At 72.7% G+C, this 26,668-nt stretch carries 25 protein-coding genes and 2 pseudogenes; 19 read left to right on the top strand and 8 right to left on the bottom strand.

The features are described from left to right. Positions 1-193 (bottom strand): annotated as a pseudogene (locus ACWC21_RS07830) (hypothetical protein); the annotation flags it as partial. A gap of 238 nt (positions 194-431) precedes the next feature. Between ACWC21_RS07830 and ACWC21_RS07825 the strand changes: the two are divergent. Continuing rightward, the gene (locus tag ACWC21_RS07825; RefSeq protein WP_450879193.1) at positions 432-1,736 is read left to right on the top strand and encodes a hypothetical protein; all 1,305 of its coding nucleotides are present in this window, start codon (positions 432-434) and stop codon (positions 1,734-1,736) included. Further along, positions 1,733-2,905, top strand: a complete 1,173-nt coding sequence (gene mycP / locus ACWC21_RS07820; RefSeq protein WP_450879191.1) for a type VII secretion-associated serine protease mycosin — start codon at positions 1,733-1,735, stop codon at positions 2,903-2,905. The genes ACWC21_RS07825 and mycP overlap by 4 nt, the downstream gene beginning before the upstream one ends. A 41-nt stretch (positions 2,906-2,946) precedes the next feature. Here the strand turns inward: mycP and ACWC21_RS07815 are convergent, their stop codons facing one another. Beyond that, complete coding sequence (locus ACWC21_RS07815; protein WP_450879189.1) at positions 2,947-3,933, bottom strand: serine hydrolase; 987 nt, start codon at positions 3,931-3,933, stop codon at positions 2,947-2,949. Between the two features lie 151 nt (positions 3,934-4,084). Between ACWC21_RS07815 and ACWC21_RS07810 the strand changes: the two genes are divergently transcribed. Beyond that, on the top strand, positions 4,085-4,819 hold the full coding sequence (locus ACWC21_RS07810; protein WP_450879187.1) for an SseB family protein: 735 nt from the start codon (positions 4,085-4,087) through the stop codon (positions 4,817-4,819). A gap of 32 nt (positions 4,820-4,851) precedes the next feature. Here the strand turns inward: ACWC21_RS07810 and ACWC21_RS07805 are convergent, their stop codons facing one another. Beyond that, positions 4,852-5,220 (bottom strand): DUF1844 domain-containing protein, encoded by a 369-nt coding sequence (locus ACWC21_RS07805; RefSeq protein WP_450879185.1) that lies wholly within the window; start codon positions 5,218-5,220, stop codon positions 4,852-4,854. A gap of 398 nt (positions 5,221-5,618) precedes the next feature. Between ACWC21_RS07805 and infC the strand changes: the two genes are divergently transcribed. The 10 genes from infC to ACWC21_RS07755 all read left to right on the top strand — a co-directional run bounded on the left by infC (position 5,619) and on the right by ACWC21_RS07755 (position 16,503). After that, positions 5,619-6,275, top strand: coding sequence for a translation initiation factor IF-3 (gene infC, locus ACWC21_RS07800; RefSeq protein WP_093748663.1), 657 nt, complete (start codon positions 5,619-5,621; stop codon positions 6,273-6,275). 111 nt (positions 6,276-6,386) lie between these two features. Beyond that, positions 6,387-6,581, top strand: coding sequence for a 50S ribosomal protein L35 (gene rpmI, locus ACWC21_RS07795; RefSeq protein ID WP_004933563.1), 195 nt, complete (start codon positions 6,387-6,389; stop codon positions 6,579-6,581). Between the two features lie 98 nt (positions 6,582-6,679). Continuing rightward, on the top strand, positions 6,680-7,063 hold the full coding sequence (rplT, locus tag ACWC21_RS07790; protein ID WP_006141703.1) for a 50S ribosomal protein L20: 384 nt from the start codon (positions 6,680-6,682) through the stop codon (positions 7,061-7,063). A 206-nt stretch (positions 7,064-7,269) separates the two neighbouring features. Beyond that, positions 7,270-8,130 (top strand): TrmH family RNA methyltransferase, encoded by an 861-nt coding sequence (locus ACWC21_RS07785; protein WP_450879183.1) that lies wholly within the window; start codon positions 7,270-7,272, stop codon positions 8,128-8,130. Between the two features lie 50 nt (positions 8,131-8,180). Then, on the top strand, positions 8,181-9,320 hold the full coding sequence (locus tag ACWC21_RS07780) for an ATP-binding protein (protein WP_450879181.1): 1,140 nt from the start codon (positions 8,181-8,183) through the stop codon (positions 9,318-9,320). A 177-nt stretch (positions 9,321-9,497) separates the two neighbouring features. Next, positions 9,498-10,619, top strand: coding sequence for a phenylalanine--tRNA ligase subunit alpha (gene pheS, locus ACWC21_RS07775; protein ID WP_389147931.1), 1,122 nt, complete (start codon positions 9,498-9,500; stop codon positions 10,617-10,619). Continuing rightward, positions 10,619-13,141 carry a phenylalanine--tRNA ligase subunit beta gene (pheT, locus tag ACWC21_RS07770; protein ID WP_450879178.1) on the top strand — a complete coding sequence of 841 codons (2,523 nt, stop codon included), beginning with the start codon at positions 10,619-10,621 and terminating at the stop codon, positions 13,139-13,141. Before pheS ends, pheT begins: the two co-directional genes overlap by 1 nt. A 170-nt stretch (positions 13,142-13,311) precedes the next feature. Next, positions 13,312-14,394, top strand: coding sequence for a PP2C family protein-serine/threonine phosphatase (locus ACWC21_RS07765; RefSeq protein ID WP_450879176.1), 1,083 nt, complete (start codon positions 13,312-13,314; stop codon positions 14,392-14,394). A 174-nt stretch (positions 14,395-14,568) separates the two neighbouring features. After that, the gene (locus ACWC21_RS07760; protein ID WP_450879174.1) at positions 14,569-15,909 is read left to right on the top strand and encodes a transcriptional regulator; all 1,341 of its coding nucleotides are present in this window, start codon (positions 14,569-14,571) and stop codon (positions 15,907-15,909) included. A 57-nt stretch (positions 15,910-15,966) separates the two neighbouring features. Beyond that, complete coding sequence (locus tag ACWC21_RS07755) at positions 15,967-16,503, top strand: NUDIX hydrolase (protein ID WP_450879172.1); 537 nt, start codon at positions 15,967-15,969, stop codon at positions 16,501-16,503. Here ACWC21_RS07755 and ACWC21_RS07750 read toward each other — a convergent pair. Both ACWC21_RS07750 and ACWC21_RS07745 read right to left on the bottom strand, forming a co-directional pair. Then, positions 16,500-16,757, bottom strand: coding sequence for a hypothetical protein (locus tag ACWC21_RS07750; protein WP_450879170.1), 258 nt, complete (start codon positions 16,755-16,757; stop codon positions 16,500-16,502). The two genes, ACWC21_RS07755 and ACWC21_RS07750, sit on opposite strands and share 4 nt — an antisense overlap. Positions 16,758-16,951: 194 nt before the next feature. Then, positions 16,952-17,812 (bottom strand): 3-hydroxybutyryl-CoA dehydrogenase, encoded by an 861-nt coding sequence (locus ACWC21_RS07745; protein ID WP_450879168.1) that lies wholly within the window; start codon positions 17,810-17,812, stop codon positions 16,952-16,954. 169 nt (positions 17,813-17,981) lie between these two features. Between ACWC21_RS07745 and ACWC21_RS07740 the strand changes: the two genes are divergently transcribed. Continuing rightward, complete coding sequence (locus ACWC21_RS07740; protein ID WP_450879166.1) at positions 17,982-19,214, top strand: glycoside hydrolase family 10 protein; 1,233 nt, start codon at positions 17,982-17,984, stop codon at positions 19,212-19,214. Position 19,215: 1 nt separating this feature from the next. Here ACWC21_RS07740 and ACWC21_RS07735 read toward each other — a convergent pair whose 3' ends face one another. Next, the gene (locus ACWC21_RS07735) at positions 19,216-19,419 is read right to left on the bottom strand and encodes a DUF1918 domain-containing protein (RefSeq protein WP_450879164.1); all 204 of its coding nucleotides are present in this window, start codon (positions 19,417-19,419) and stop codon (positions 19,216-19,218) included. A gap of 13 nt (positions 19,420-19,432) precedes the next feature. Further along, complete coding sequence (locus ACWC21_RS07730) at positions 19,433-20,353, bottom strand: DMT family transporter (RefSeq protein WP_450879162.1); 921 nt, start codon at positions 20,351-20,353, stop codon at positions 19,433-19,435. Between ACWC21_RS07730 and ACWC21_RS07725 the strand changes: the two genes are divergently transcribed. The 3 genes from ACWC21_RS07725 (at position 20,352) to ACWC21_RS07715 (ending at position 22,985) form a co-directional block, all read left to right on the top strand. Further along, entirely contained in the window at positions 20,352-21,785 is a 1,434-nt protein-coding gene (locus tag ACWC21_RS07725) for an aminotransferase-like domain-containing protein (protein ID WP_450879160.1), read from the top strand. The genes ACWC21_RS07730 and ACWC21_RS07725 overlap by 2 nt on opposite strands. An 85-nt stretch (positions 21,786-21,870) precedes the next feature. Continuing rightward, positions 21,871-22,329 carry a GNAT family N-acetyltransferase gene (locus tag ACWC21_RS07720; RefSeq protein WP_450879158.1) on the top strand — a complete coding sequence of 153 codons (459 nt, stop codon included), beginning with the start codon at positions 21,871-21,873 and terminating at the stop codon, positions 22,327-22,329. 62 nt (positions 22,330-22,391) lie between these two features. Beyond that, on the top strand, positions 22,392-22,985 hold the full coding sequence (locus ACWC21_RS07715; RefSeq protein WP_450879156.1) for a histidine phosphatase family protein: 594 nt from the start codon (positions 22,392-22,394) through the stop codon (positions 22,983-22,985). Here ACWC21_RS07715 and ACWC21_RS07710 read toward each other — a convergent pair. Continuing rightward, a pseudogene (locus tag ACWC21_RS07710) lies at positions 22,976-23,494 on the bottom strand (DUF6314 family protein); the annotation flags it as partial. The gene ACWC21_RS07715 and the pseudogene ACWC21_RS07710 overlap by 10 nt on opposite strands. Positions 23,495-23,716: 222 nt before the next feature. On the opposite strand from ACWC21_RS07710, the gene ACWC21_RS07705 reads away from it, so the two are divergent. Beyond that, complete coding sequence (locus tag ACWC21_RS07705; protein WP_450879154.1) at positions 23,717-26,449, top strand: YfhO family protein; 2,733 nt, start codon at positions 23,717-23,719, stop codon at positions 26,447-26,449. A 5-nt stretch (positions 26,450-26,454) separates the two neighbouring features. Further along, complete coding sequence (locus tag ACWC21_RS07700) at positions 26,455-26,628, top strand: hypothetical protein (RefSeq protein ID WP_450879152.1); 174 nt, start codon at positions 26,455-26,457, stop codon at positions 26,626-26,628. The last annotated feature ends 40 nt before the right edge of the window (positions 26,629-26,668 follow it).

The following is a 26,668-nucleotide window of genomic DNA, read 5'->3' as shown; positions in this document are numbered from 1 at the left end:
CGCGCGGTGGCACACCGTCGGGCTCCTGGCCGGTGGGCGGTGGCGTCTCTTCGCAGGCGCGGTCGGCGACGGGTGAGGGTTCCTCGGGTACGCGCCCGAAGACCGACGGCCTGCCGCCCCGGCCGCGCGGTGGCACACCGTCGGGCTCCCGGCCGGTCGGCGGTGACACTCCGCCGCAGGGACGTTCAGCCACCGGTGAGAACTCCCCGGGCGCGCGCCGTACGGCCGGTGACGCTCCGTCCGGACCCCGTGGGACGGACGGAGACGCGCCCTCGGGTGCACGGCCGTCCGGGAGCGGTACGTCGCCGGGTTCCCGTGCGGCGGCCGGTGGTGCCCCCCGGGCTCCCCGTACGACGGCCGGGGAGGGAACCCCGGGCGGGCGTACGGTGCCTGGCGGTGCCCCCCATGGACCACGTCGCCCTGCAGCGCCGGTGCGGCCGGGCTCCGGTGCGCCGGCCCGGAACGCTGACGACGCGAGCCCGCCCCGCCGCGGCGGCCAGGAGGCCCGCCCCGACTTCCCGTACCTGCGTCCCGCCTTCGCCGCCCGCAACCCCGCCCCCACGGCCCCGCCGCCGCCCGCCTCGGCCCGCTTCCCCGACACCCCGCCCACCGTCGGCCGCGAACCGGACACCGAGCGCACGGACAGCCCCGACGCGGAGCGCATACCGCCCCTGCCCCGTCACCGCCCCGCCGCGCCCGGCCGGCGTCCCGGGACCCCGGCCGAGCCCCCCGCGCAGCCGACGGGCCGGCCGCCGGGGAGCGGCGGCGCGGCCCGCCCGGTCACGCGGGAAGCCCCCGTCCCGGCGGCCGCCGGTGCCGGGGGCGCGACGCGCACGACCGCGCCCCCCTCGCCCCGAGCGGCGAGCGCGCCCACCGTGAACCCGGACCCCGCCCTCTCGTGGAGCGCGGCCGTCCCGCCCATCGTGACGTTCGGACAGGCCGAGGGGTACGACGAGCGCGGTCGGCCCCGGCCGCTCGGTGCGCGGGTCCGGTCCCGTACCGCCGCTGCCGCCGCCTGCGTCGTACTGGGCGTCGGACTCATCGGCGGTGCGGTGACCGGGAGCTGGCTCACCGGGGGCGACGACGGCACCCGGGCCGTGAACGGCTACACCTCGGCCGCCGACCTCTGGCACAGCATGCCCGTCGACCAGCTCTTCCCGCCCACCGTGGAGGGCACCGGCGCGGGTCCCGGCGGCGCCGACCGGACCTGGACCCGCATCGCCGTCGCCCCGGACAGCGGCTGCGCGAACGCCTTCGACCCGCTGCTCGCGAAGGCGCTCGCCCCCGTCGGCTGCCGCCGGCTGCTGCGCGCCACCTACACCGACGCCACCCAGAGCTACGTCACCACCGTCGGCCTGCTCTTCACCAAGGCCGACGCCGCCGCGATGAGCTCCCTGGCCCACCGCTTCCAGAGCGAGGGCCTGGCCGGCCGCACCGACCTCATGCCCCGCCCGTACGCGGCGAAGGACACCGTGGCCGCGGGCTTCGGCGACAGACAGCGCGGCTCCTGGACCATCTCCGTACTCACCGACGCCCCGGTCGTCGCCTACGCCGTCTCCGGCTGGGCCGACGGCCGCACCGTCGACGACCCGCAGCCCGCGGCCGAGGCCACCCGCTCCGGCGCCACCTCGGCCCCCGCCCAGGCGGGTCTCGGAAACGAGGCGCAGGGCCTGGCCGACCGCGTCGAACGGCGACTGCGCAAGACCGTCAGCACGCCCACGGAGCGCCCCTCATGAACCGTACGACCGGGGCGGCCCTGAGCCTTCTGCTGGCCGGCTCACTCGCCCTGCTGCCGTCCACCGTGGCGTACGCCGACGGCATCCGCGCCCAGCAGTGGGGCCTGTCCGCGATGCACACCGAGGAGGCCTGGCGCACCACCAAGGGCAAGGGCATCACCGTCGCGGTCCTGGACACCGGCGTCGAGGAGGACCACCCCGACCTGGCCGGCAACGTCCTGCCCGGCAAGGACATGATCGGGTTCGGCGCCCAGCGCGGTGACCGCCCCTGGGCCCGGCACGGCACCGCGATGGCAGGCATCATCGCCGCCCACGGACACGGACCGGGCGACGGCGACGGGGTGATGGGCATCGCCCCGGAGGCGAAGATCCTCCCCGTCCGGGTGATCCTGGAGGACGACGATCCCGCCCGCGCCAGGGCCCGCTCCACCCGCGGCAACGCCCTCGCCGAGGGCATCCGCTGGGCCGCCGACCAGGGCGCCGACGTCATCAACCTCTCCCTCGGCGACGACTCCGCCTCCGCGCACCCCGAACCCAGCGAGGACGAGGCCGTCCAGTACGCCCTCAAGAAGGGCGTCGTCGTCGTCGCCTCGGCCGGCAACGGGGGAAAGAAGGGCGACCACATCTCCTACCCGGCGGCCTACCCCGGCGTCATCGCCGCGACCGCCGTCGACCGCTACGGCACCCGCGCCGACTTCTCCACCCGCCGCTGGTACGCCACGGTGAGCGCGCCCGGCGACGACGTCGTCATCGCCGACCCGGACCACAAGTACTACGAGGGATGGGGGACGAGCGCGGCCTCCGCCTTCGTCTCCGGCGCCGTCGCGCTGGTCAAGGCCGCCCACCCCGGTCTGACCCCGGCCCAGATCAAGAAGCTGCTGGAGGACACCGCCCGGGACGCGCCCAGCGGCGGACGCGACGACTCCCGCGGCTTCGGCATGGTCGACCCCGCCGCCGCGATCAGGGCCGCCGGCCGTCTCGAGCCGAACGGCCTGCGCCCGGCCGCCTACGGCGAGAAGTACTTCGGCTCCGGCCCGGACACCGCCGAGGCCGGCGACGGCTCGTCGGGCTGGGCGGGAACCCTGGCCGGCAGCACCGGCGGGCTGCTCCTGGTGGCGGCGGTCGTCCTGTGGCGGGGGCGCCGCGAACGGGAGCACGACGGGCACTGAGACTGCCTGCCACTCCTACGCGCTGAGGCCGCCCGCCGCTCCTACCGGAACGCGTCGGCCGCGGCCGACGACGCGGCACCGTCCCCGGCGAACGCCGACACCGCCGCCTTCGCCGCCGCCTCGACCAGTGCGATCCCCGTCTCCTGACGCACGCTGCCGTTCGACAGCACGGCCACCAGATAGTCGTCGCCGTCGACCGTCACCCGCCCGATGCTGTTGACGTCCCACAGCCCGGTCGTGCTGCGGGGCAGCCAGCCGTTCTTCAGCGCCCACGCGGAACCGTCGGCCGCCGCCGAGACACCCCACCGCTGATCCGGCTCGACGTTCCTCATCAGACCCTGCACGTACTCCCGCGAGGCCTCGCTCAGCTCCGAGTCGTCCCCGAACACCTGCCGGAGCAGGACGAGCTGGTCGGCGGCCGTGGTCTGGGTCAGCCCCCACAGCTCACCGGCACCGCCCGCGGTACCGGTGAGGCCGAACCGCCTGTTCGCGGCGTCGAGCCCGTCCGCCCTCCCGATGACGTGCCACAGCGCGGTCGCGGAGGCGTTGTCGCTGTTCTCGATCATCTTCGTGGCGTACGCCTTCTCGGCCGCCGTGAGGCGGCGGCCCGCGTCCTGCGCCTGCAGCAGCAGCGTCGCCAGGATGTCGACCTTGACGATGCTCGCCGTGTCGAAGGCGGCGTCGCCGTAGGTGGCGCTCTCACCGGAACCGAGGGCCAGCACGGCCGCCGAGACCTTCGCGGCCGACGGCACGGTGACCGCCGACATGGCCTTCGCCAGCGTCGCGTTCCGGTCCGCCGACGGCTGTGCCACAGGTTCCACCGATGCCTCCCCGCCCGCCGGGGCCGAGGAGGAGGCCGACGGCGACGCCGCAGAGGATACGGGGCCGGGGTGCGCCCGCGCCTTCACGTACACGGTTCCCGCGGCCGTGCCGCCGAGCACGGCGACGGCGGCGAGCGCGGTGCGCAGCAGCGGACGGCGCCGGGACGGGCGCACGCGGCGGCGCCGACGGGCTCTGGAGGACTCCATGCCCGCGATGCTGAGGGCGCTGACTGTGCACCCCGTTGGACAGGACTGAGAACCGCCTCAGGGAGGACTGGGATTCCTGTGAAAGCGGTGTCCGCGGGGTCCCCGGGGGCCGCACCAGCCCGGCGACATCCCCGCTATAGGGTCGGTGACCGTGGCGAACAAGAACATTCCCGACCCCGGCTTCTCCGACGACGACGGCTCCGCCGACCCCCGGCTGAGCGCCGCACTGGCCGCGTGGGCCGAGGACCGCACCGCCCTCGCACCCGTCCTGGAGGCCCTCAAGGGGGCCCGGCTGCTGGTCCCGGTGGTGGCCGTACTGGGCGAGGTCGAGGAGGACGAGACGGGGCTGCGCCGCGAGAAGACCAGCGACATGGCGGTGCCGACGCTGAAGGCCGGTGCCCGCACCGCCCTGCCCGCCTTCACGTCCACCGAGTCGCTGGCCCGCTGGGACCCCGCGGCCCGGCCCGTCGCCGTGCCCCTGCACCAGGCCCTGCAGGCCGCCGCGCACGAGAAGGTGGACACGATCGTGCTGGACATGTCCGGTCCCGTGCCGTTCGAGCTGACGGGGCCCGCGCTGCTCGCACTCGCCGAGGGCCGTACGACGGCCGACCCGCTGGCGGACCCGGCCGTCGTCGAGGCCGTCCGCGCCGCCGTGGCCGCCGAGCCCGCCGTGCTCCGCGCCCATCTCGGTCCCGGCCGGGCGGACGGCATCCTCGCCCTGGTCCTGGACCCGTCCGTCGCCCCCGACGAGGCGGCCCGCGCGGTCGCCGGGCGCCTGGCCGCCGACGACACACTGAGGGCCCGCCTGGTGCGCGGCCTCGACCTGGCACTGCTGCCGGCCGGGACGACGCCTCCGGGCGAGCCCTTGTTCGTTCGTACGCGGTGAGTAGTACTACCTAGTAAAACTACTACCTATCGCTAGCCGTAGACCGGCCCCGTGTACTTCTCGCCGGGGCCCTGGCCCGGCTCGTCCGGGACGAGCGACGCCTCGCGGAACGCCAGCTGCAGCGACTTCAGGCCGTCGCGCAGCGGCGCCGCGTGGAAGGAGCTGATCTCGGTCGCGCTCGCGTCCAGCAGACCGGCGAGGGCGGTCACCAGCTTGCGGGCCTCGTCCAGGTCCTTGTGCTTGTCGCCCTCCTCGGTCAGCCCGAGCTTCACGGCCGCGGCGCTCATCAGGTTGACGGCGACCGTCACGATCACCTCGACCGCGGGGACCTCGGCGATGTCGCGGGTCATCTCGTCGAAGTCGGGCTGGTCGGCGGTGCCGGAGGGGGAGGTCTCACTCATGTCCCACACGATAGGCGGTACCCGGCCGCGCCTTCCGATTGGCCCTTTCCCGACCCTTGCTGCTAACCTTGTGTAACGACCGGCTGGACGCCGCCATGTTCGACATCGTCATGTCACCATCGCCATGTCCGGCCCACAAGTGGAGGCTCCGATCTCCCACCCGACCGTCCCCCGGGACGGCGGGTCACCCGGTCAGGCGGCCGCCATCGTTCCGTACGGACGATGGAGTCGCCCGAAAGCGCGCCCCGCGTTCACCGCGGCGGTGCTCCGGTAGCCATTGGAGCCCCGCCTGTGATCGTCCGGGGCATTTTTTGTGCTTCGGCGCGGTTAGGTCTTACGAATACAGACGTTACGCGGCTGTCCGCCAGACCGTCGCGTGGTGCTACCGAGGAGGATCCATCAGCGCCGAGCCCCGCATCAACGACCGGATTCGCGTTCCCGAGGTGCGACTTGTCGGTCCCAGTGGCGAGCAGGTGGGCATCGTCCCGCTGGCCAAGGCACTGGAGCTTGCGCAGGAGTACGACCTGGACCTGGTCGAGGTCGCGGCGAACGCCCGTCCGCCCGTGTGCAAGCTCATGGACTACGGGAAGTTCAAGTACGAGTCGGCCATGAAGGCCCGTGAGGCGCGCAAGAACCAGGCGCACACGGTCATCAAGGAGATGAAGCTCCGGCCGAAGATCGACCCGCACGACTATGACACCAAGAAGGGTCACGTCGTCCGGTTCCTCAAGCAGGGCGACAAGGTCAAGATCACGATCATGTTCCGTGGCCGTGAGCAGTCCCGCCCCGAGCTGGGCTACCGACTGCTGCAGCGTCTCGCGGAGGACGTCCAGGACCTCGGGTTCGTCGAGTCGAACCCGAAGCAGGACGGCCGCAACATGATCATGGTCCTCGGTCCGCACAAGAAGAAGACCGAGGCGATGGCCGAGGCCCGTCAGGCGCAGGAGGCCCGCAAGGCCGAAGCGAAGGCGAACCCCGGCAAGTCGCAGAACGCCGCGGAAACCGAGAACGCCGTGGAGACCGAGGCCCCTGCCGAGGCTTCCGCCGAGGCGTGATCCCGGGGGACGCGAGTCCCCAGGATGTAACCGATACAAGTCCGACGCTCCACCGTGCCCGGTTTTCCCGACCGGGCACCGGAGCGCCACCGACGAGGAGAGAACGGCGCTATGCCGAAGAACAAGTCGCACAGCGGTGCCAGCAAGCGCTTCAAGGTCACCGGCTCCGGCAAGGTGCTCCGTGAGCGCGCCGGCAAGCGCCACCTGCTCGAGCACAAGTCGTCCCGTGTGACGCGTCGCCTCACCGGCAACGCCGAGATGGCCCCGGGCGACGCCGCGAAGATCAAGAAGCTTCTCGGCAAGTGACGCGGCGGCGCCGCCTCGGCGCCGTACGTCCGGACCGGGACCGAATCGTTTCCGGGTCGTGTGAGTACCCCCACGACCCCGCTACAAGGAGTTAACAAGTGGCACGCGTCAAGCGGGCAGTCAACGCCCACAAGAAGCGCCGGGCGATCCTCGAGCAGGCCTCCGGCTACCGCGGTCAGCGTTCGCGTCTGTACCGCAAGGCCAAGGAGCAGGTCACCCACTCGCTGGTCTACAACTACAACGACCGCAAGAAGCGCAAGGGCGACTTCCGCCAGCTGTGGATCCAGCGCATCAACGCCGCTGCCCGCGCCAACGGCATCACCTACAACCGCTTCATCCAGGGTCTGAAGGCCGCGAACGTGGAGGTCGACCGCAAGATCCTGGCCGAGCTGGCCGTCAACGACGCGAACGCGTTCGCCGCGCTCGTCGAGGTCGCGCAGAAGGCGCTGCCCTCGGACGTCAACGCGCCGAAGGCCGCGTGAGGCTGCGCTGGCTTTCAGCCGACGCTCACTGAAGGACCCGCAGGCTTCATGGCTTGCGGGTCCTGTCGTTGGGGTTGCCTGGTCGTCGTTCGGCTGCGGGAGCATCGTGGCTGGTCGCGCAGTTCCCCGCGCCCCTGGGCCGGCCGCAGTGCCGTCGGTTTCACCGCGCCGTAGATCAGTACCCGTGAACATCCGAAGGTGAACCCATGCCCCCCGCCACCCCCGAGCTGATCTCGCCCCGTTCCGCACGTGTGGCCGCCGCGCGGCGGCTGGGGAAGCGGAACTTCCGGGGGAAGGACCGGCTGTTTCTCGCCGAGGGGCCGCAGGCCGTCAGGGAGGCCGCCGGGCACCACGTGGACGGCATCCCCACCCTGGTCGAGCTGTTCACCACGGTCGAGGCCGCGGAGCGGTACGCCGACATCGTCGGAGCGGCCCGGGACATCGGGGCCCGTGTGCACCTCGCCTCCGAAGAGGTCATCGCCGACATCTCCACCACCGTCACCCCCCAGGGGCTGGTCGGTGTCTGCCGGTTCCTGGACACGCCCTTCGGGGACGTCCTCGCCGCCGAACCCAAGCTCGTCGCCGTGCTCGCCCATGTGCGGGACCCGGGGAACGCCGGGACCGTACTCCGGTGCGCCGACGCGGCCGGAGCCGAGGCCGTGATCCTCACCGACGCCTCCGTCGACCTGTACAACCCCAAGGCCGTCCGCGCCTCCGTCGGGTCCCTGTTCCACCTGCCCGTCGCCGTCGGCGTGCCCGTCGAGCAGGCGGTGCGAGGGCTCAAGGACGCCGGCGTACGCATCCTCGCCGCGGACGGCGCCGGTGACCGCGACCTCGACGACGAGCTCGACCGGGGCACCATGGGCGGCCCCACCGCCTGGGTGTTCGGGAACGAGGCCTGGGGGCTCCCGGAGGAGACCCGCGCGCTCGCGGACGCCGTGGTGCGCGTCCCGATCCACGGAAAGGCCGAGAGTCTGAACCTCGCCACGGCCGCCGCCGTATGTCTCTATGCGTCAGCCCGTGCACAGCGCGCCTCCGGAGGGTGCCGTTCCGTCACCGACAGCTAGTAAGGTGACCAGCTCGGGGCCCTGCGCCGTTCGAGAGGTGGGGTACGGGGATGAGTGTCGTCGGCACCGGAACGGCGCCGGGAGGGCGGGGCGTGCGACGCACACCCGCGTCCCGGCCCGGCGACCCCACCGAGTCCGGCATCGATCCGGACGAGCTGCCCGACGGTCTCGTGGTCGCCGACGAGGACGGCCGGGTGGTCTGCTTCAACGCCGCCGCCGAACGCATCACCGCGGTCCGCGCCGGCGACGCCCTCGGCCGGCACCTGGAGCGGGCCCTGCCGCTGGAGGACCTCGAGGGGCGGCGCTGGTGGCAGCTCACCGACCCGTACGGCGGACTCGCCATCCGCGTGCGGCAGCCCGAGCGCAACCTCCTGCTGCCCGGCGGCCGGGAGGTCCTCGTGTCGGCCCGCTACGTCCGTGAGGAACCCACCGGGCCCGTCCGCCGTGTCGTCGTCACCCTTCGCGACACCGAGGCCCGCCGCCGCACCGAACGCAGTCACGCCGAGCTGATCGCCACCGTCGCCCACGAGCTGCGCTCCCCGCTCACCTCCGTCAAGGGCTTCACCGCCACCCTGCTCGCCAAGTGGGAGCGGTTCACCGACGACCAGAAACGGCTGATGCTCGAGACCGTCGACGCGGACGCCGACCGTGTCACCCGGCTCATCGCCGAACTGCTGGACATCTCCCGGATCGACTCCGGCCGCCTTGAGGTGCGCCGCCAGCCCGTGGACATAAGCGCCGCCGTCGGACGGCACATCCAGGCCTACGTCGCCGCCGGACAGCCCGCCGACCGCTTCCTGCTCCGCATCGAACAGCCGCTGCCCGCCCTGTGGGCCGACCCCGACAAGGTCGACCAGGTGCTCAGCAACCTCATCGAAAATGCCGTGCGGCACGGCGAGGGAACCGTCACCATTGACGTCACGCCCTCCGCGTCCCCGCGCGAGGGCGAGGAAACCGGCACGTCGGTCACGGTGAGCGACGAGGGGCCAGGCATCCCGGAGGAGTCCATGAACCGCGTCTTCACCCGCTTCTGGCGGGGCAGCAAGCGCGGCGGCACCGGCCTCGGGCTCTACATCGTCAAGGGCATCGTCGAGGCCCACGGCGGCACCATCACGGTCGGCCGCGCCCCCGGCGGCGGCGCCGAGTTCCGATTTACGTTGCCCGTGAGCGTGCCGGCCTACCTGGCCTGAGCCGCCCGCGGGCGCATTCGCGTTCCCCAGCCCCGTTAGACTCGGCCATTGGCACCTTTGCGTCCAGAACCAGGGACGATCCAGAACCAGGGACGAGTCGTCCTCCGGCTCGTCTCCGGATCGCCTCCGGATCGAAGACGGGGCACCCCAGCCAGCCAATCGGAAGCACGGGAAGAGATGTCGGCACCGAATAAGTCGTACGACCCTGTAGAGGTCGAGGCGTTGAAACCGGAAGAGATCGAGCGCATGCGGGACGAGGCGCTCGCCGCCTTCGCCGCCGCGGACTCCCTCGACGCGCTCCACGAGGCCAAGGTCGCCCACACCGGCCCCGCCTCCCCGCTGGCCCTCGCCAACCGCGAGATCGGCGCACTGCCCCCGCACGCCAAGGCCGACGCCGGCAAGCGGGTCGGCATGGCCCGCGGCGCCGTCAACAAGGCGCTGGCCGCCCGCCAGACCGAGCTGGAGGCCGAGCGCGACGCCCGGGTGCTGGTCGAGGAGGACGTCGACGTCACCCTGCCCTACGACCGCGTCCCGGCCGGTGCCCGCCATCCGCTGACCACCCTGTCGGAACGCATCGAGGACATCTTCGTGGCCATGGGCTACGAGGTCGCCGAGGGCCCGCAGGTCGAGGCCGAGTGGTTCAACTTCGACGCCCTGAACATCGGCCCGGACCACCCGGCCCGCGGCGAGGCCGACACCTTCTTCGTACGAGGTGAGGACGGCGGCACCGAGTCCGGCGTCGTGCTGCGCACCCACACCTCGCCCGTGCAGATCCGCTCCCTGCTGGAACGCGAACTGCCGGTCTACGTGATCTGCCCCGGCCGCGTCTACCGCACCGACGAGCTGGACGCGACCCACACGCCCGTCTTCCACCAGGTCGAGCTGCTCGCCGTGGACGAGGGCCTGACCATGGCCGACCTCAAGGGCACCCTGGACCACATGGTCCAGTCGCTGTTCGGCGAGGGCATGAAGACCCGGCTGCGGCCGAACTTCTTCCCGTTCACCGAGCCGAGCGCCGAGATGGACATGCTCTGCTACGTCTGCAAGGGCGAGTCCGTCGGCAACCCCGACCGGCCCTGCCGCACCTGCTCCAGCGAGGGCTGGATCGAGCTGGGCGGCTGCGGCATGGTCAATCCGCGGGTGCTCACCGCCTGCGGCGTCGACCCGGAGAAGTACAGCGGCTTCGCCTTCGGGTTCGGCATCGAGCGGATGCTGATGTTCCGCCACAACGTCGAGGACATGCGAGACATGGTCGAGGGTGACGTCCGGTTCACCCGGCCGTTCGGGATGGAGATCTGATGCGGGTCCCGCTTTCTTGGCTGCGGGAGTACGTCGACCTGCCGGCCACCGAGACCGGCCGTGACGTCCAGGCCAAGCTCATTTCGGCAGGCCTGGAGGTGGAGACCGTCGAGCAGCTCGGCGCCGACCTCAAGGGCCCGCTGGTCGTCGGCCAGGTGCTGACCATCGAGGAGCTGGAAGGCTTCAAGAAGCCGATCCGCTTCTGCACCGTCGACGTCGGCCAGGCCAACGGCACCGGTGAGCCCCAGGAGATCGTCTGCGGCGCCCGCAACTTCGCGGTCGGCGACAAGGTCGTCGTGGTCCTCCCCGGTGCCACGCTGCCCGGCGGCTTCTCCATCTCCGCCCGCAAGACCTACGGCAGGACGTCCCACGGCATGATCTGCTCCAGCGACGAGCTGGGCATGGGCGACGACGGCAACCACGGCATCATCGTGCTGCCGCCGGAGACCGAGGTCGGCAAGGACGCCATCGAGCTGCTCGAGCTGGTCGACGAGGTTCTGGACATCGCCGTCACCGCCAACCGCGGCGACTGCCTGTCCATCCGCGGTGTCGCCCGCGAGACCGCCATCGCCTACCGGCTGCCGCTGCGCGACCCGGCACTGATCGACGTACCGGCACCGAACGCCTTCGGGCACCCGGTCCAGGTCTCCGACCCGATGGGCTGCGACCGCTTCACGGCCCGCACGGTCACCGGCCTCAGCCCCGAGGCGCGCTCCCCGATCTGGCTGCAGCGCCGGCTGCAGAAGGTCGGCATGCGCCCGATCTCGCTCGCCGTCGACGTCACCAACTACGTGATGATGGAGCTTGGCCAGCCCCTGCACGCCTACGACCGGACGCTGGTCCAGGGCACCATCGGGGTGCGCCGGGCCGAGGAGGGCGAGAAGCTCGTCACCCTCGACGGCGTCGAGCGCAAGCTGCACGCCGAGGACCTGGTCATCACCGACGAGCGCGGCCCGATCGGCCTGGCCGGCGTCATGGGCGGCGCCAACACCGAGATCGCGGATCACGAGGCCACCGAGAACGGAGCGAACGCCTCGACCGACGTGGTCATCGAGGCGGCCCACTTCGACGCCGTGGCGATCGCGCGCACGGCCCGCCGCCACAAGCTGCTGTCGGAGGCGTCCCGTCGCTTCGAGCGCGGCGTCGACCCGCAGGCCGCGGCCGCCGCCGCCCAGCGCACGGTGGACCTGCTGGTGCTGCTCGCGGGCGGCACGGCCGAGGCGGGCGTCACCGAGATCATCGCGCCGTCCGCGCCGCACACCATCACCGTGCCGGCGAACCACCCGGACAAGGTCGCGGGCGTCGACTACGGCCGTGAGACGGTCGTGCGCCGCCTGCAGGAGGTCGGCTGCGACGTCTACGGGCAGGACGAGCTGATCGTCACCGTCCCGTCCTGGCGGCCCGACCTCGCCGAGCCCAACGACCTGGCCGAAGAGGTCATCCGGCTGGAGGGCTACGAGAACCTGCCCTCGACGCTGCCCAAGCCCCCCTCGGGCCGCGGTCTCACGTACCGCCAGCGGCTGCACCGCCGGGTCGGCCGGGCGCTGGCCGGCATCGGTTACGTCGAGGCGCCGAACTACCCCTTCGTCGCCGAGCAGGTCTTCGACCAGCTCGGACTGGAGGCCGACGACCCGGCCCGCCGTGTGGTCAAGCTGGTCAACCCGCTCAGCGACGAGGAGCCCGCGCTCCGTACGACGCTGCTCCCTGGCCTGCTCGGCGCCCTGCGGCGCAACGACGGCCGGGGCTCGCACGACCTGGCGCTGTTCGAGACGGGCCTGGTCTTCCGGCCGCGTGCCGAGCAGCGTGCCGCCGTGCATCTGCCCGTCGACCGGCGCCCCACCGACGAGGAGCTCGCACAGCTCGACGCAGCGCTCCCCGAGCAGCCGCGGCACGTCGCCGTCGTCCTCGCCGGGGCCCGTGAGCAGGCCGGCTGGTGGGGCAAGGGCCGTCCCACGGACTGGGCCGACGCGGTCGAGGCCGCCCGTGCCGTCGCCCGTGAGGCCGGTGCCGACCTGATCGTGCGCAAGGGTCAGTACGGCCCGTGGCACCCGGGCCGCTGCGCCGAGCTCGCGGTCGTGGTGGACGGCGCCGAGCAGGTCGTGGGCCACGCCGGTGAGCTGCACCCGCGGGTGCTGAAGGCCCTCGGCCTGCCCGAGCGTAGTTCCGCCATGGAGCTCGACCTGGACGCCCTGGAAGCGGTCGGTGACGGCGCCCCGCAGGCGCCGCGGATCTCCGCCTTCCCGGTGGCCACGCAGGACGTCGCCCTGGTGGTCGCCCGGCCCGTCCCGCACGCGGACGTCGAGGCCGCGCTGCGCGAGGGCGCGGGTGAACTCCTCGAGTCCATCCGCCTGTTCGACGTCTACGAGAACGCCGATCAGCTGGGCGAGGGCAAGAAGTCCCTGGCGTACGCGCTGCGCTTCCGGGCGAGCGACCGCACGCTGACCGTGGACGAGGCCTCCGCGGCCCGTGACGCGGCGGTGGCCCTCGCGGGTGAGCGTACGGGCGCGGTGCTGCGGAGCTAGCGAGGACGGCTGCCACCTGCATAAATGCACGGACCCGTTGAACGTTCACTCATTAGGGTGAGAACTTCGGGTGATCCATCCCCTTCGGGGGCATGCCGTGGACAGAATCGGACCGGCCTTTCGGGGCCGGTCCGTCTGCTCTGTCAGAGCCTGTATGGGGGGCCATCGGCATGATCCGTATCAACGCTCGGGGACCGACCCGAGGGTGGTCCGCCCGCAAGCCCGACCGGCGGCCGCTGTGCCGCGCGCTGGGACTGCCGCTCGCCTGGGGTGCCATGGCGGCCCTCTACAAACTGGTCTGCCCGCTCGCCCGGCAGGACGGGCTCGGCGCCAGGCTCGCCACCAGCGCCGTGTTCTTCACGGTCGGCACCGGCCTGGTGGCTCATCTCAGCCGGACCCTGCTGCGTGAGCTGTGGCAGGCCCGCCGGGCGGCGGGTGCGGCGCAGAGCGTGCTGCTGCGGCCTCCGCCCCCGCGCCTGGACGGACTGAGCATCGCCGCCGCCCAACTGTCCGCCGACCGCGGAGCGGCCATCGGCGGCGACCTGTACGAGGCGGTGGCCACCGAACACGGCGTCCGGGTGGTGATGGGCGACGTGCGCGGGCACGGGCTGTCCGCCATCGGCACCGCGGCCGCGGTCCTCGGCAGCTTCCGCGAGGCCGCGCACGACGAGCCGGAACTGGACCGGGTGCTGCGGCGCATGGACCGCGCCCTGGCCCGGCACCTGCGCGAGCGGGCCCGCGTCGAGCATCCCGCGAGCGGGCCGGAGCCGGACGCCCCCGTCGCCGAGGAGTTCGTCACCGTACTGCTCCTGGAGATCGACCGAGACGGCGAGGTGCACGCACTCAACTGCGGCCACCCCTGGCCGTACCTGCTCGGCGGTACCCAGGTCGAGCCCCTGACGCGGGCCGACCCCCTTCCGCCGCTCGGCCCCTTCCCGCTCCCGCCCGACCTGCCGGTCCTGGAGTGCGGACCGCTGCCGCCCGGCGGGACCCTGGTCCTCTACACGGACGGCGCGGAGGACGCCCGTGACGCGCGGGGCCGTTTCTTCTCCCTGCCCATGGCGCTGCACGAGGCCCTGCAGGCCCACTCCGTGACGCCGCAGACCGTCCTGCGCAGGGTCCTCACGGCCCTGCTGCGCCACACCAGCGGCACCCCGACCGACGACATCGCCCTGCTGGTGCTGCGCAACGACCGCGACCCCCACCGCTGGGCCGCACGAGCCGGCGCCGACGGCCAGGCCACCGCTGTGTGAGGGGGAGCCGGCGGCCCGGCCGGCCTCTTGCGAGGCAATCCAGTCAACCGGCCGGCGACTCTCCGCGACAGTGCGCGCACATTGCGGATTCGCGCACTCCGTTCACACCCCGTGTGAAGACGAACCCGCTACTCTGACGAAGGTGGCGCTCACCCAGCCACCCGGGGGGCCTTGATGCAGCCCAACACTCTGCTCGACGCGATCCTCGACGAGGCCGGGATCTCGCATGCCGGTCTCGCCGCCCACGTCAACCAGGCCGGCCGGGCACGCGGTCTCGCGCTCCGGTACGAACACACCGCCGTCGCACGGTGGTTGAAGGGGCAGCGGCCACGCGGTCAGGTGCCCGACCTGATCTGCGAGGTGCTCGCCGCCCGGCTGCGACGCCCGGTCACCCTCGATGACATCGGGCTCGGTGTGCCCGGCGAGCCGAGCGTCCCGCACGGCACCTCGCTCTCCGGTTTCGTCGAACGCGCCACCGCCCTGTGGCGCTCCGACGAACAGCAGCGCCCGCACGTCCTCGGCGCCCCCGCGGTCACCGGCACACCCGCCGTGATGCCGGTGTGGGAGTGGGAGAACCCGCCGGAGGACGTGGACGTCTCCCGAGGCGGCCGGCATCGGGTCACCTCGGCCGACATCGAGATGCTGCGTGCCGCCCGCACTCACTACGAGCAGCTGTACCGCAAGGCCGGCGGCATCGCGACCCGCACCCGTATCGTCGGTTTCCTCAACGCGGAGGCGGCCCCGCTGCTGCGCGGCAGCTACACGGACGCCACGGGCCGGCAACTGCACCGGGCGACCGGCGGGTTGGTGGCGATCGCCGGCATCTGCGCCTACGACTCGGACGCGCACGGTCTGGCCCAGCGCTACTTCCACCAGGCCCTCAGACTGGCGAAGGCCAGCGGGGACCGGGGACTTGGCGCCTACGTGATCGCGCTCCTGGTCAACCAGGCGCTGTTCATGCGGGAGTACCGGCAGGCCGTCGCCTTCGCGGAGGCAGCGCTGCGCGCCGCCGGCCGGCACATCACCCCGGCCCTCGCCTCGGACCTGTACGCGATGCAGGCCAAGGCGTACGCCCACCTCGGCGACGGCACGAGCGCCCTGTCCTGCATCCGGCGGGCGGAGACGGCCGCCGGCCGCATCCGGCGCGGGCACGAACCCGACGAGACCGGCTATGTCCAGCCGGGCCTGGTCAACGTCCAGGTGGCGGAGGCGCTGCTCAGCCTCGGTGAACTCGCGGCCGCCCGGGAGCACGCGGCCGCCGCCGTGGACAATCCGGCCCACGACAGGGGCCGGGTACACCGGCTCGCCATGCTCAGCACCATCGAACTCCGCCAGGGCAACGCGGACAAGGCGGTGGTCACGGCGGTACAGATGGCCGAGCAGGCCCGGGGGATGGAGTCCCAGAGACTGCGGGACAGACTGCGCACGGTACGCGAACACCTCGTGCGCAGTGGCTGCGCGGGCACGGCGGAGGCCGCCGAACTCATCGACGGGGCACTGCGCGTTCCGCTGTAGGTTCACCAGACACGCTGCTGCGATATTGCCACTTACTCGGCGGAAGGTGGCAGAACCGTGCAGTGGACGAAACAGAACGAACAAACTGTGTACGCGAACCGCTGGTTCAGCGTCAATCTCGCAGATGTCGAGCTGCCGGACGGCCGGCACCTCGACCACTTCCTGATACGGCTGCGCCCCGTGGCCGTGGCCACGGTGGTCAACGAGGCCAACGAGGTCCTGCTGCTGTGGCGGCACCGCTTCATCACGGACAGCTGGGGGTGGGAACTGGCCGCGGGGGTCGTCGAGGACGGCGAGGACATCGCGTCCGCGGCCGCCAGGGAACTCGAGGAGGAGACCGGCTGGCGGCCGGGGCCTCTGCGCCATCTCATGAGCGTGGAGCCGTCCAACGGCCTCACGGACGCCAGGCATCACATCTACTGGGCCGACGAGGGCGAGTACGTCGGACACCCGGTGGACGACTTCGAGTCGGACCGCCGGGAATGGGTCCCCCTCAAACTCGTTCCCGACATGGTCGCCCGCGGGGAGGTCCCGGCCGCCAACATGGCGGCCGCGTTACTACTGCTGCATCACCTCAGGCTCGCCGACGATTAGTGGTTCAGCGCCTGCCAGACCGTCACCACCAGTGCTCCCAGTGCGGTGAGTGCGGCGAGCGAGGGCAGTGGCCAGCGTGCGTGTTCCAGCGAGATCATGCGGGTGTTCAGCTCGTCCAGTTCCTTGGCGGTCTCCTCGGTACGGTGGCTGAGCAGTGCCAGCCCTCCCTCGACGCGGGCGTACGCCACGTCGAGGCGGCGACGTAACTCTGCGAGTTCTCCGTGGACCACGGGATGCTCCGGATCGACGGTCACGGGTCCACTCCTTTCCGTAGTCGAACATGGCGGATTTCGCATCCCTGCATGCGCATGATGAGTGAACTCGCCTGGTGGACGCGTGGGGAGCGTGTGCGACGGGCATATGCGTGCCCGGGGCGCACACGGGGAGTGAAACACGTGTGCCCGGCACCGAGTGGGTGCCGGGCACATCGCGGTGTCGCAGCTTGTGATCAGCCGTACGTGTAGAAGCCGGACCCCGCCTTCCGGCCCAGCCGGCCCGCCTCCACCATCCGCTGGAGCAGCGGGGGAGCGGCGTACAGCGGCTCCTTGTACTCGGCGTACATCGAGTTGGCGATGGAGACGATGGTGTCCAGGCCGATCAGGTCGGAGAGTTTCAGCGGACCCATCGGGTGGGCGCAGCCCATCTCCATGCCGTTGTCGATGTCCTCACGGCTCGCGATGCCCGACTCGAACATGCGGATGGCCGACAGCAGGTAGGGCACCAGCAGCGCGTTGACCACGAACCCGGAGCGGTCCTGGGCGCGGATGGCGTGCTTGCCCAGCAGCTTCTCGGCGAAGAGCTGGGCGCGGCCGAGCGTGCCCTCCGAGGTGGTGAGCGCCGGAATCAGCTCGACGAGCCGCTGCACGGGGGCCGGGTTGAAGAAGTGGATGCCGATGACGTGGTCGGGGCGCGAGGTGGCCACCGCCAGCTTCACCAGCGGGATGGAGGAGGTGTTGGACGCGAGGATCGCGTCCGGCCGGGTCACCACCTGGTCGAGCACCTGGAAGATCTCGGTCTTCACCTGCTCGTTCTCGACGACCGCCTCGATCACCAGGTCGCGGTCGGCGAACTCGCCGAGGTCGGTGGTGAAGCTCAGCCGCTCCAGGGTGACGTCCCGCTCCTCCTCGGTGATCTTGCCGCGCTCGGCTGCCTTGGCCAGGGAGTTGAACAGCCGGGTACGGCCTATCTCCAGGGCTTCGCCGGTGGTCTCGGCGACCTTCACGTCCAGGCCGGCGCGGGCGCACACCTCGGCGATGCCCGCTCCCATCTGGCCGCAGCCCACGACTCCGACCCGCTCGATGTCGGTCACATCGTCCCCTTCGCTGATCAACGACTGGAAGGCAGGCGCTCCGGGTTGTGCCCCTGCTCCGATCGTGCACGTTACTCCCAAGTATCGATGATCGATCGTCCGGGGAGGGGCATCCTTTGCCCCGAGACGATCCGTGACCGGGCGGATCCTGAGCGTATGGGGTGTGCCCATGGGGTCCACGAGGCGGCTCTCACGGCGTGCGTTCGCCCTCGCGGCGCTGTCGACGCTGGCGATGACGCAGGGTGCGTCGGCGGGACCGCGCCGCCCACGGGCGGCCGCCGAGATGCGGGGCGTGTGGCTGGCGACGGTCGACAACCGGGACTGGCCCTCGCGTCCCGGGCTCACGGCCGCCGAACAGCGCACGGAGCTGCTCGCCCTCCTCGACCGCGCCGTCCGCGACCGGCTCAACACCGTGGTCTTCCAGGTGCGTCCCACCGCGGACGCCCTGTGGCCCTCGCCGTACGAGCCGTGGTCGGGGGTCCTGACCGGTACCCAGGGCAGGGCCCCCGGCTGGGACCCGCTGGGCACCGCGGTCACCGAGGCGCACGCGCGGGGCCTGGAACTGCACGCCTGGTTCAATCCGTACCGGATCGCACTCCACGCCGACCCGACGCGGCTCGCCGCCTCGCACCCCGCCCGCAAGCACCCGGACTGGGTCGTGCCGTACGGCGGCAAGCTCTACTACAACCCGGGTCTGCCCGAGGTCCGCTCGTTCGTCGAGGACGCGATGCTCGACGCGGTCGCCAGGTACCCGGTCGACGCGGTCCATTTCGACGACTACTTCTATCCGTATCCGGTCGCCGGGCAGACCTTCGACGACGACGCCGCGTACGACGCGTACGGCGGTGACTTCGACAGCCGGGCCGCCTGGCGCCGTGACAACATCGACCGGCTGGTGCGCGAGACCGCGGCCCGGATCAAGAAGGTCAGGCCCGGCACCCGGTTCGGGATCAGCCCGTTCGGCGTGTGGCGCAACGCCGCGACCGACGAGCGGGGCTCGGACACCCGGGCCGGTGTGCAGACGTACGACGATCTGCACGCGGACACCCGCAAGTGGGTGCGCGAGAACTGGATCGACTACATCGTGCCGCAGGTGTACTGGCACATCGGCTTCGCCGCCGCCGACTACGCCACGCTGGTGGCCTGGTGGGCGGAGGTCGCGGACGGCACGAGAACGCGCCTCCACATCGGGGAGGCGCTGTACAAGGCGGGCGCCGCCGCCCAGCCCGCGGCCTGGCAGGATCCGGTCGAACTCTCCCGGCACCTCACGCTGGCCGCGCGGTACCCGCAGGTGCGCGGACACGTCTTCTTCGCCGCGCAGGACGTGGTGAAGGACCCGATCGGGGCGATGGCACGGGTGGTCGCCGACCACTACGGGCAGCCGGCGAAGCCACCCCGCTGATCTACTGTGTCCGGTGTTCCGGTTCCCGGTGCCGGACCTCGCAGTCGGGGCCGGGGGACATCACGGCCTCGCGGCCGTCCGGGAAGCGGACGCGGTACGGCGGGGTGCCCTCCGTACCCATCACTTCGACGACTTCGGTGACCTGGTCGTGCTGGCCGACCACCCTGCCGTGCTGGACAAGCTGGTCGCCCACGGATGCGCGCATCTGCGGGGCCTCCTCACGATCGAGACCGTTGGGTGACGGCGATGCACACGAGCACGGCGGCGGCCGTCAGTGGAGCGGCCACCGTGGGGTGCTCGCCCAGCAGCAGCACCGACCACACCAGTGTGAGCAGCGGCTGGGCCAACTGCAACTGGCTGGCCCGCGGGATGCCGATGGCCGCCATGCCCCGGTACCAGACGACCAGCCCGAGGAACTGCGAGCCCGCCGCCAGCCACAGCACCCCGGCGACACCGTGCGCGGTCAGGGACACGGGTTCGAAGGACAGCGCCAGCGCGGCGGCCGGCATGGTGAGCGGCAGGCACAGCACCAGCGCCCAGCCGATCACCTGCCAGCCCGGCATCACCCGGGCCAGCCGGCCGCCCTCCGTGTAGCCGGCGGCGCACACCAGCAGCGCGCCCGCCAGGTAACCGTCGGCGGCGGTCAGCGCGCCACCGCTCTGCTGCACGGTGAACGCGAGGACCGCGCCCGCACCCGCGAGGGCGGCCACCCAGAACGTACGGGAGGGGCGGGTGCCCGTCCGCAGGGCCGAGAAGAGCGCGGTGGTCAGCGGGAGCAGGCCGACGACCACGGCGGCGTGCGCGGTCGTGGAGGTCTGCAGGGCGAGCGTGGTGAGCAGCGGGAAGCCGAGCACCACTCCCGCGGCGACCACGGCCAGCCCCGCCCGGTGCCGGCGGTCGGGCAGGGACGCCCCCGCACCGAGCAGACAGCAGCCGGCGACGACCGCCGCCAGAACACTGCGCACCGCCACGAGCGACCAGGGTCCGAAGCCCTCCAGGCCCCAGACGGTGGCCGGGAAGGTGAGGGAGAAGGCCGTCACGCCGAGGGCGGCCTGAAGGGTGCCGCCGAAGCCGGAGCGCTCCCGGGGAGCGGTGACCGTTATCGATGAAACGGTAGTAGCGCTACTCTCTGTTCTCATGCAAGAGCGTAGCAGTGTGGCGGAACTGGTCAATCAGCTGCGGCGGGAGCTGGACCGCTACTCGCCGGGTGGAAAGCTCCCGTCGAGTCGGGCACTCGTCGAACGGTTCCGGGTGAGCCCGGTGACCGTCTCGCGTGCGCTGGCACAGCTGGTCGCCGAGGGTCTGGTCGTCACCCGGCCCGGAGCCGGCGCCTTCCGCGCTCACGTACGCGACGTCCCCACCGCCACCGGTGACACCTCCTGGCAGGAGGTCGCGCTCAGCGCCGACGGCGTCGCGGAACCCGTCCCGCGCACGGTCGACGCCTCCGGGGTCACGATCTCCCTCGCCGCCCCACCGCCGGGCGTACTGGAGTTCAGCGGGGGCTATCTGCACGCGTCGCTGCAGCCGGAGCGGGCGATGGCGGCCGCCCTGGCCCGTGCCGGGCGACGCCCGGGTGCCTGGGAGCGGCCGCCGATGGAGGGGCTGCCGGAGCTGCGGGAGTGGTTCGCACGCGGCATCGGCGGAGCCGTCACCGCGGCGGAGGTGCTGATCGCGGCGGGCGGGCAGTCCGCGCTGGCCACCGCGCTGCGCGCACTCGCCCCGCCCGGGGCGCCGGTGCTCGTCGAGTCGCCCACCTACCCGGGCATGCTGGCCATCGCCCGTGCCGGCGGGCTGCGTCCGGTGCCCGTGCCGGTGGATTCCGACGGGGTGCGGCCGGAGCTGCTCGCCGACGCGTTCCGGGCGAGCGGTGCCCGGGTCTTCGTCTGCCAGCCCTTGTTCCAGAACCCCACCGGTGCCGTGCTCGCCCCCGGGCGGCGCGCCGAGGTGCTGGCCATCGCCCGTGAGGCGGGCGCGTTCGTGGTCGAGGACGACTTCGTACGCCGGCTCGTGCACGCCGACGCGGGTCCGCTGCCGCGTCCGCTGGCCGCCGACGACCCCGACGGCGTCGTGGTGCACGTCGGTTCGCTGACCAAGGTCACCTCGCCGAGCTTCCGGGTGAGTGCGCTGGCGGCCCGTGGTCCCGTGCTGGACCGCCTGCGCGCGATCCAGGTCGTCGATTCCTTCTTCGTGCCCCGCCCGTTGCAGGAGGCGGCCCTGGAACTCGTCGGCTCGCCCGCCTGGCCGCGCCATCTGCGCGCGGTCGCCACCGAGTTGAAGGTCCGCCGGGACGCGATGACCACTGCCCTGCGCCACGGCCTGCCCGAACTCGCCCTGCCGCACATCCCGTCCGGCGGCTACCACCTCTGGCTCCGCCTCCCGGACGGGATCGACGATTCCGTGTTCGCGTCGGCAGCCCTGCGCGCGGGCGTGGCCGTCACCCCCGGCCGCCCCTACTTCAGTGCCGAGCCCTCGGCGGCCCATCTGCGGCTCAGCTTCGCGGCGGTCGCGGGTACGGGGGAGATCGCGGACGGGGTGCGGCGGCTGCGGACGGCGTGCGACGCGGTGTTCTAGTGCCGGGGTGGCACCGCGGGCGACGCGGGCCGCAGACGGCAGAAACGATTCGACACCCGCGCTCCGGGCCTGCCAGTCTCCTGGCATGACCGAGCCACCCGCCCTCCCTGAAGGCTACGAGTTCTCCGCCGACCCCGACCGCGTCGACGTCGGCCGCGTCCACCACTGGCTGTCGACCGACTCCTACTGGGCGATCGGCCGCACGCGCGAGACGCACGACCGCGCGATGGCCGGCTCGCTGAACTTCGGGGTGTACGACACGGGCTCTGGGGAGCAGGTGGCTTACGCGCGCGTGGTGACCGACGGGGCGCTGTTCGGCTGGCTCGCCGACGTGTACGTGGACCCGGCCGTGCGGGGCAAGGGCGTCGGAACGGGGATGGTCGGCGCCATCCGCGAGCACCTGCGGCCGTACGGACTGCGCCGCCTCCTGCTCGCCACCGAGGACGCCCAGGGGGTCTATGAGAAGCTGGGCTTCCGGCCGCTCGACCGGCCGGACCACTGGATGGTCCACGGTTTCCAGCGAGGTCCCGCACCGTCTCGGTAACTCCCGGGTAACGGCCATATCCGACCCTTGACCTGCTCACTTGCGCGGCCCACCATCACCGCATGCAGATTCGGGTCACGTTCGTCGCCGCCGTGCGGAGCGCCCCGCTGCTCGCCGAGCGCTTCCAGGACGACCGGCCGCTGGACCAGGCGGGCTGGGACGAGGTGCAGCGGGTCGTGCCGGAGCTGCTGCCGCTGGCCGCGGCGGAGCTGCGCTACTGCTCGCCGACGCCGCGCAGCCGCGCCACCGGCGACGCCCTGGGGTACGCCCCGCTGGCACAACTGGCCCTGCGCGACTGCGACATGGGCCGCTGGCGGGGGCTCACCCTGGGCGAGGCGATGGCCCGGGAGCCGGGTGCGGTGGACGCCTGGCTCGCCGACCCGCGCTCCACCCCGCACGGCGGCGAGTCACTGCTGGAGTTCATCTCCCGGGTCGGCGGCTGGCTGGACACCCGGCCCGCCGACGACGGCGGCCGCATCGTCGCCGTCGCCGAGCCTTCCGTGATCCGCGCCGCCCTGGTCTACGCCCTGAAGGCGCCCCCCTCGACCTACTGGAACATCGACGTCCGCCCGCTGTCGGCGATCTCCGTCATCGGCCGCGCCGGCCGCTGGAACCTCCGCTTCGACGGCGTGTCCCCCTCGACCACGCGCGCGTAGTCGGTCGTGAGCACGAGGTCCTTCGCGGGGCCGCCGACCCGCCACACCGTGCGCCAGTGGTCGGGTCCCGCCACGGTGAACTCGCCCCGGTAGAGGTCCGCCGCGCACGGATGCTCGGCGACGTACCGCCCGTACGTCAGGTCCAGGGCATGGAAGGGCCGCCCGTCGGCGAACCGTACGTCCGCCGTGCCCGGCGTCGCACCCGGCAGGAACCGCAGCGTGCGCTCGGCCGGCCGTGGGACTCCCCGCCAGGTGAAACGGCCCGACTCCTCGTGCAGCAGGCCCCCGCCCTCCAGCGGGACGAAGACGGTGCCCCCGTGGAACCGCCCTTCGTCGCCGCTCGTCAGGTCCCGCACGGTGCGCGTCACGAGCCACCGGCCGGCCAGGTGCTCCAGCACGTCCGGAACAGGCCAGAACCCGCCTGCCGTCACCTCGCCCACGTCAGCCCCGCGGGCAACAGCGCATCCATCCCCCGACGATACGCCGCGCCGTCCCGCTGACGCGCTCATGCCCCTCCTGGCGGCAGCGGCCCGCGCGGCACTCGTCGACCCGCTCGTCATTTCCCGGCCATCTTTTATTCACCTGCCGGCCGGAATGCAATTGCGGAAGTTTTCGGCCGAGTACTCGGAATTCTCGCACCCACTTTTCGGCCGCGGCACAACCAATCCGAAATCCGGTCCGTCCTAGCCGGTAAAGCCAGTGACACGCCAGATTTCGGGGGCTTTCCAAGCATGCGACCCACCACCCCGCGCACGGGCGGCGGCAACGTCCGGCGGGCCGCCTCCCTGCTCGCGGCGGCCCTCACCGTCACCGCGTTGTGCGTCGGCGACGCCATCGCCCGGAGCTACCCCTTCGGCCCCCGGACCCGGAGCGTCAACGACCTGGGCAACCAGTACATCCCCTATCACGCGCACCTGTGGGACCTGCTGCACGGACGCGCCGACGGGGGACTCCTCGTCAACTGGCAGTCCGGTTTCGGTGCCAGTTTCCTGCCCGACTTCGGCACCTATCTCAGCAGCCCGTTCGCCCCGCTGGTGGCGGTGTTCCCACGCGACGAGATCGACCTCGCGGTGTACGTCGTCACCGTACTGAAGACGGGGTGCGCGGCCGCCGCCATGGCCTTCCTGCTGCTCGCCCTGCGCCCGGGCCGCTGGTGGGCGGCGGGACTGCTGGGTGCCTCCTACGCCCTGTGCGGCTGGAGCGTGGCGGCCGCCTCGTACAACCCGATGTGGCTCGACGGGCTCATCGCCCTGCCGCTGCTGTGCCTGGTCGGCGAGTGGACGTCGACCGGACGCCGCCCGCTCCTCGGTGTGCTGGTCGTCGCGGCCGCCTGGGCCGCCAACTTCTACACCGCCTACATGGCCACCCTCGGCGCCGGCCTGGTGCTGCTGCTCCGACTGCTGCTCGCCGGCCTTCCGCGTCGGCGGGCCCTCGCGGTTGCGGGCCGCGCGGCCCTCACCTTCGCGCTCGGTGTGGGCCTGGCCGCACCTCTGGTGACGGTGGTGTACTTCGGCAGCGAGCACGCCTCACCGAGCAGGTTCCAGGAGTTCGTCCCGGCGACGGGGGAGGACCTGGCAGCCCGTCTGCTGCCGACGACGTACAGCTTCGCCACGCCGGCCGTGTACGTGGGCGTCACGGCACTGCTGCTCGCCCTGGCCCTGCCGTTCCACCGGGCGGTGCCCCGGCGGGTGCGCGCCGGATGGACGCTGCTGGTGGTCGCGGTGACGCTGTCGATGCAGTGGAACCCGACCCATCTGGCCTGGCACGCCTTCACCGCACCGCAGGGCAGTCCGTACCGCCAGGCCTTCGTCCTGTGCGGGCTGCTGGTCATCGCCGCGTGGCAGTCGCTCGCGTACGGCCCGCCCGGCCGGCGCGCGCTGCTCGCGGCGAGCACGCTGCTCGTGCTGATCGCGGTCGCCGCGAGCCGTAGCCATCTGGTACGCCCGTACGCCTGGCCGGTGCTCCTGCTCGCCGCCGCGGGCGCGCTCGGCGGGCTGGCCCTGCTGGCCGGCCTCCGCGGCGGACGACTCGCCGTCGGCACCCGTCGCACCGTGCTGACGGGGCTGGCCGTCGTGCTGCTCGCCGGGGCGCAGTTCGGGGAGGCCGCCGCCAACTCCGCCGCCACCACCCGACAGCGGCTCGCGGGCATGGACGACTACGCCCCGTGGGGAGAACGGCAGCGGCAGCAGTCGGAGGCGATCGCGAAGGCCGACGGCTGGCCGCGCTACCGTACCGACCCGGGCCGGGAGCAGACCGTCGGCAACGACCCGTTGCTGGTGGGCGGCCAGGGCGCCCAGTACTACAGCAGCCACACCTCCGACGTGCTCTACCGCCTGCTCACCGCTCTCGGGGCCGGCTGGACCTCGGGCGGCCGCAGTCCGCAGAGCCTGGACAACGCCGTCACGGACGCGATCTTCTCCGTCGGCGCGCGGGTGCACTCCCCGCCGGACCCGCACCAGAAGTGGCCCCCGCAGGACGGCAGCCGGATGACGGTGTCCCGGCAGGACGTACCGCCCCTCGTCACGGTGCGGCCGTCGGCCGCCGGCCCGCGCCCGGGCGTCTCCGCCTTCGGGGCGTCGCCGTACCGCAACCAGGAGATGCTGCTCGGCACCCGCGTCTACGGCGTGCCCCGCCTCACCGTGCGGACCGCCACCGGCCGTCCCGCGCCCGGCGGCGGTACCGCGCACCCGGGACTGCTCGTCGGCCCCGCGGCTCCAGGCAGCGTGCGGAAGCCGACGATCACGGCCCGGTGCCGGGCGGGCGGCGAGGCGTACCTGTGGGCGCCGCGTTTCTCCGGCACCGCGCGGCTGACCCGTGACGGGGCCGACGGGCGGGTCGTGCGCTTCCGGTCCGACCCCAACCGGATCGCCGCCATGCAGCCACTCGGCAGCGTCCCGGCCTCCGGGCGCCTCCGGATCGAGCTGGGCCCCGACCGGGCCGGCCGCATCCCCGACGGCGCGGTCGGCTGCCTCGACACCGCCCGGCTGCACGCCGCCGTCCAAGGGCTCGAGGCCACCGGCGCCACCCGGGTGAGCGTCTCCGACGGCACCGTACGGGCCGTACTCCCCACGGGCAGCAAGGGCACCGCGGTCGTGGCGGCTCCCCGGATCGCCGGCTGGCGCTGTGCCGCGGGCGGCGCCGCCGCCCGGCCGGCCGGGCAGTACCACGGTCTGATAGCCGTCCCCCTCGACGGTTCGTCGACCAGCGTCACCTGCACGTTCCACCCGCCCGGGCTGCGGCTCGGCATGGCGGTCGGAACCGCCTCGCTCCTGCTTCTGATCCTGCTCGGCGTCCTCGACGCCGTCCGGCGGCGGCGTGCCGCGCGGCCGTCGCTGCCGCCGTCCACCAGCACAGGACCGCGAGTCGACGGTCTGCGTGCGCCGAACGCGACCGGTGCCCCGGGTCTTCGTCGGCGGATGGGCGGAAAGCGGAGCATGGTGGGCGTCGGCCGGCGGACGGACTGACCCTCATGGCGGACGAGATCAGCCGCCTCGTGGCCGACCTGGACGCGGAGCCGAGCGAGGCGGCCGAGGACGCCCGGCACGCGCTCGCCGCCCTGGGGCCGCGCGCGCCGGAGCCGCTGATCGCGGCGGCTCCGGCGTTTCGTCCCGCCGGCGCGGTCCGCCGCGCTGCCGGCCCGTGAGCTCTTGGGGTTCCGAGCCCCTGATATCGGATTCAGTCGT

It is taken from the genome of Streptomyces sp. NPDC001348 (assembly GCF_053597535.1).
Note: the sequence above shows the minus strand (reverse complement) of the source record. Positions and strands in the feature narration are given on the sequence as shown.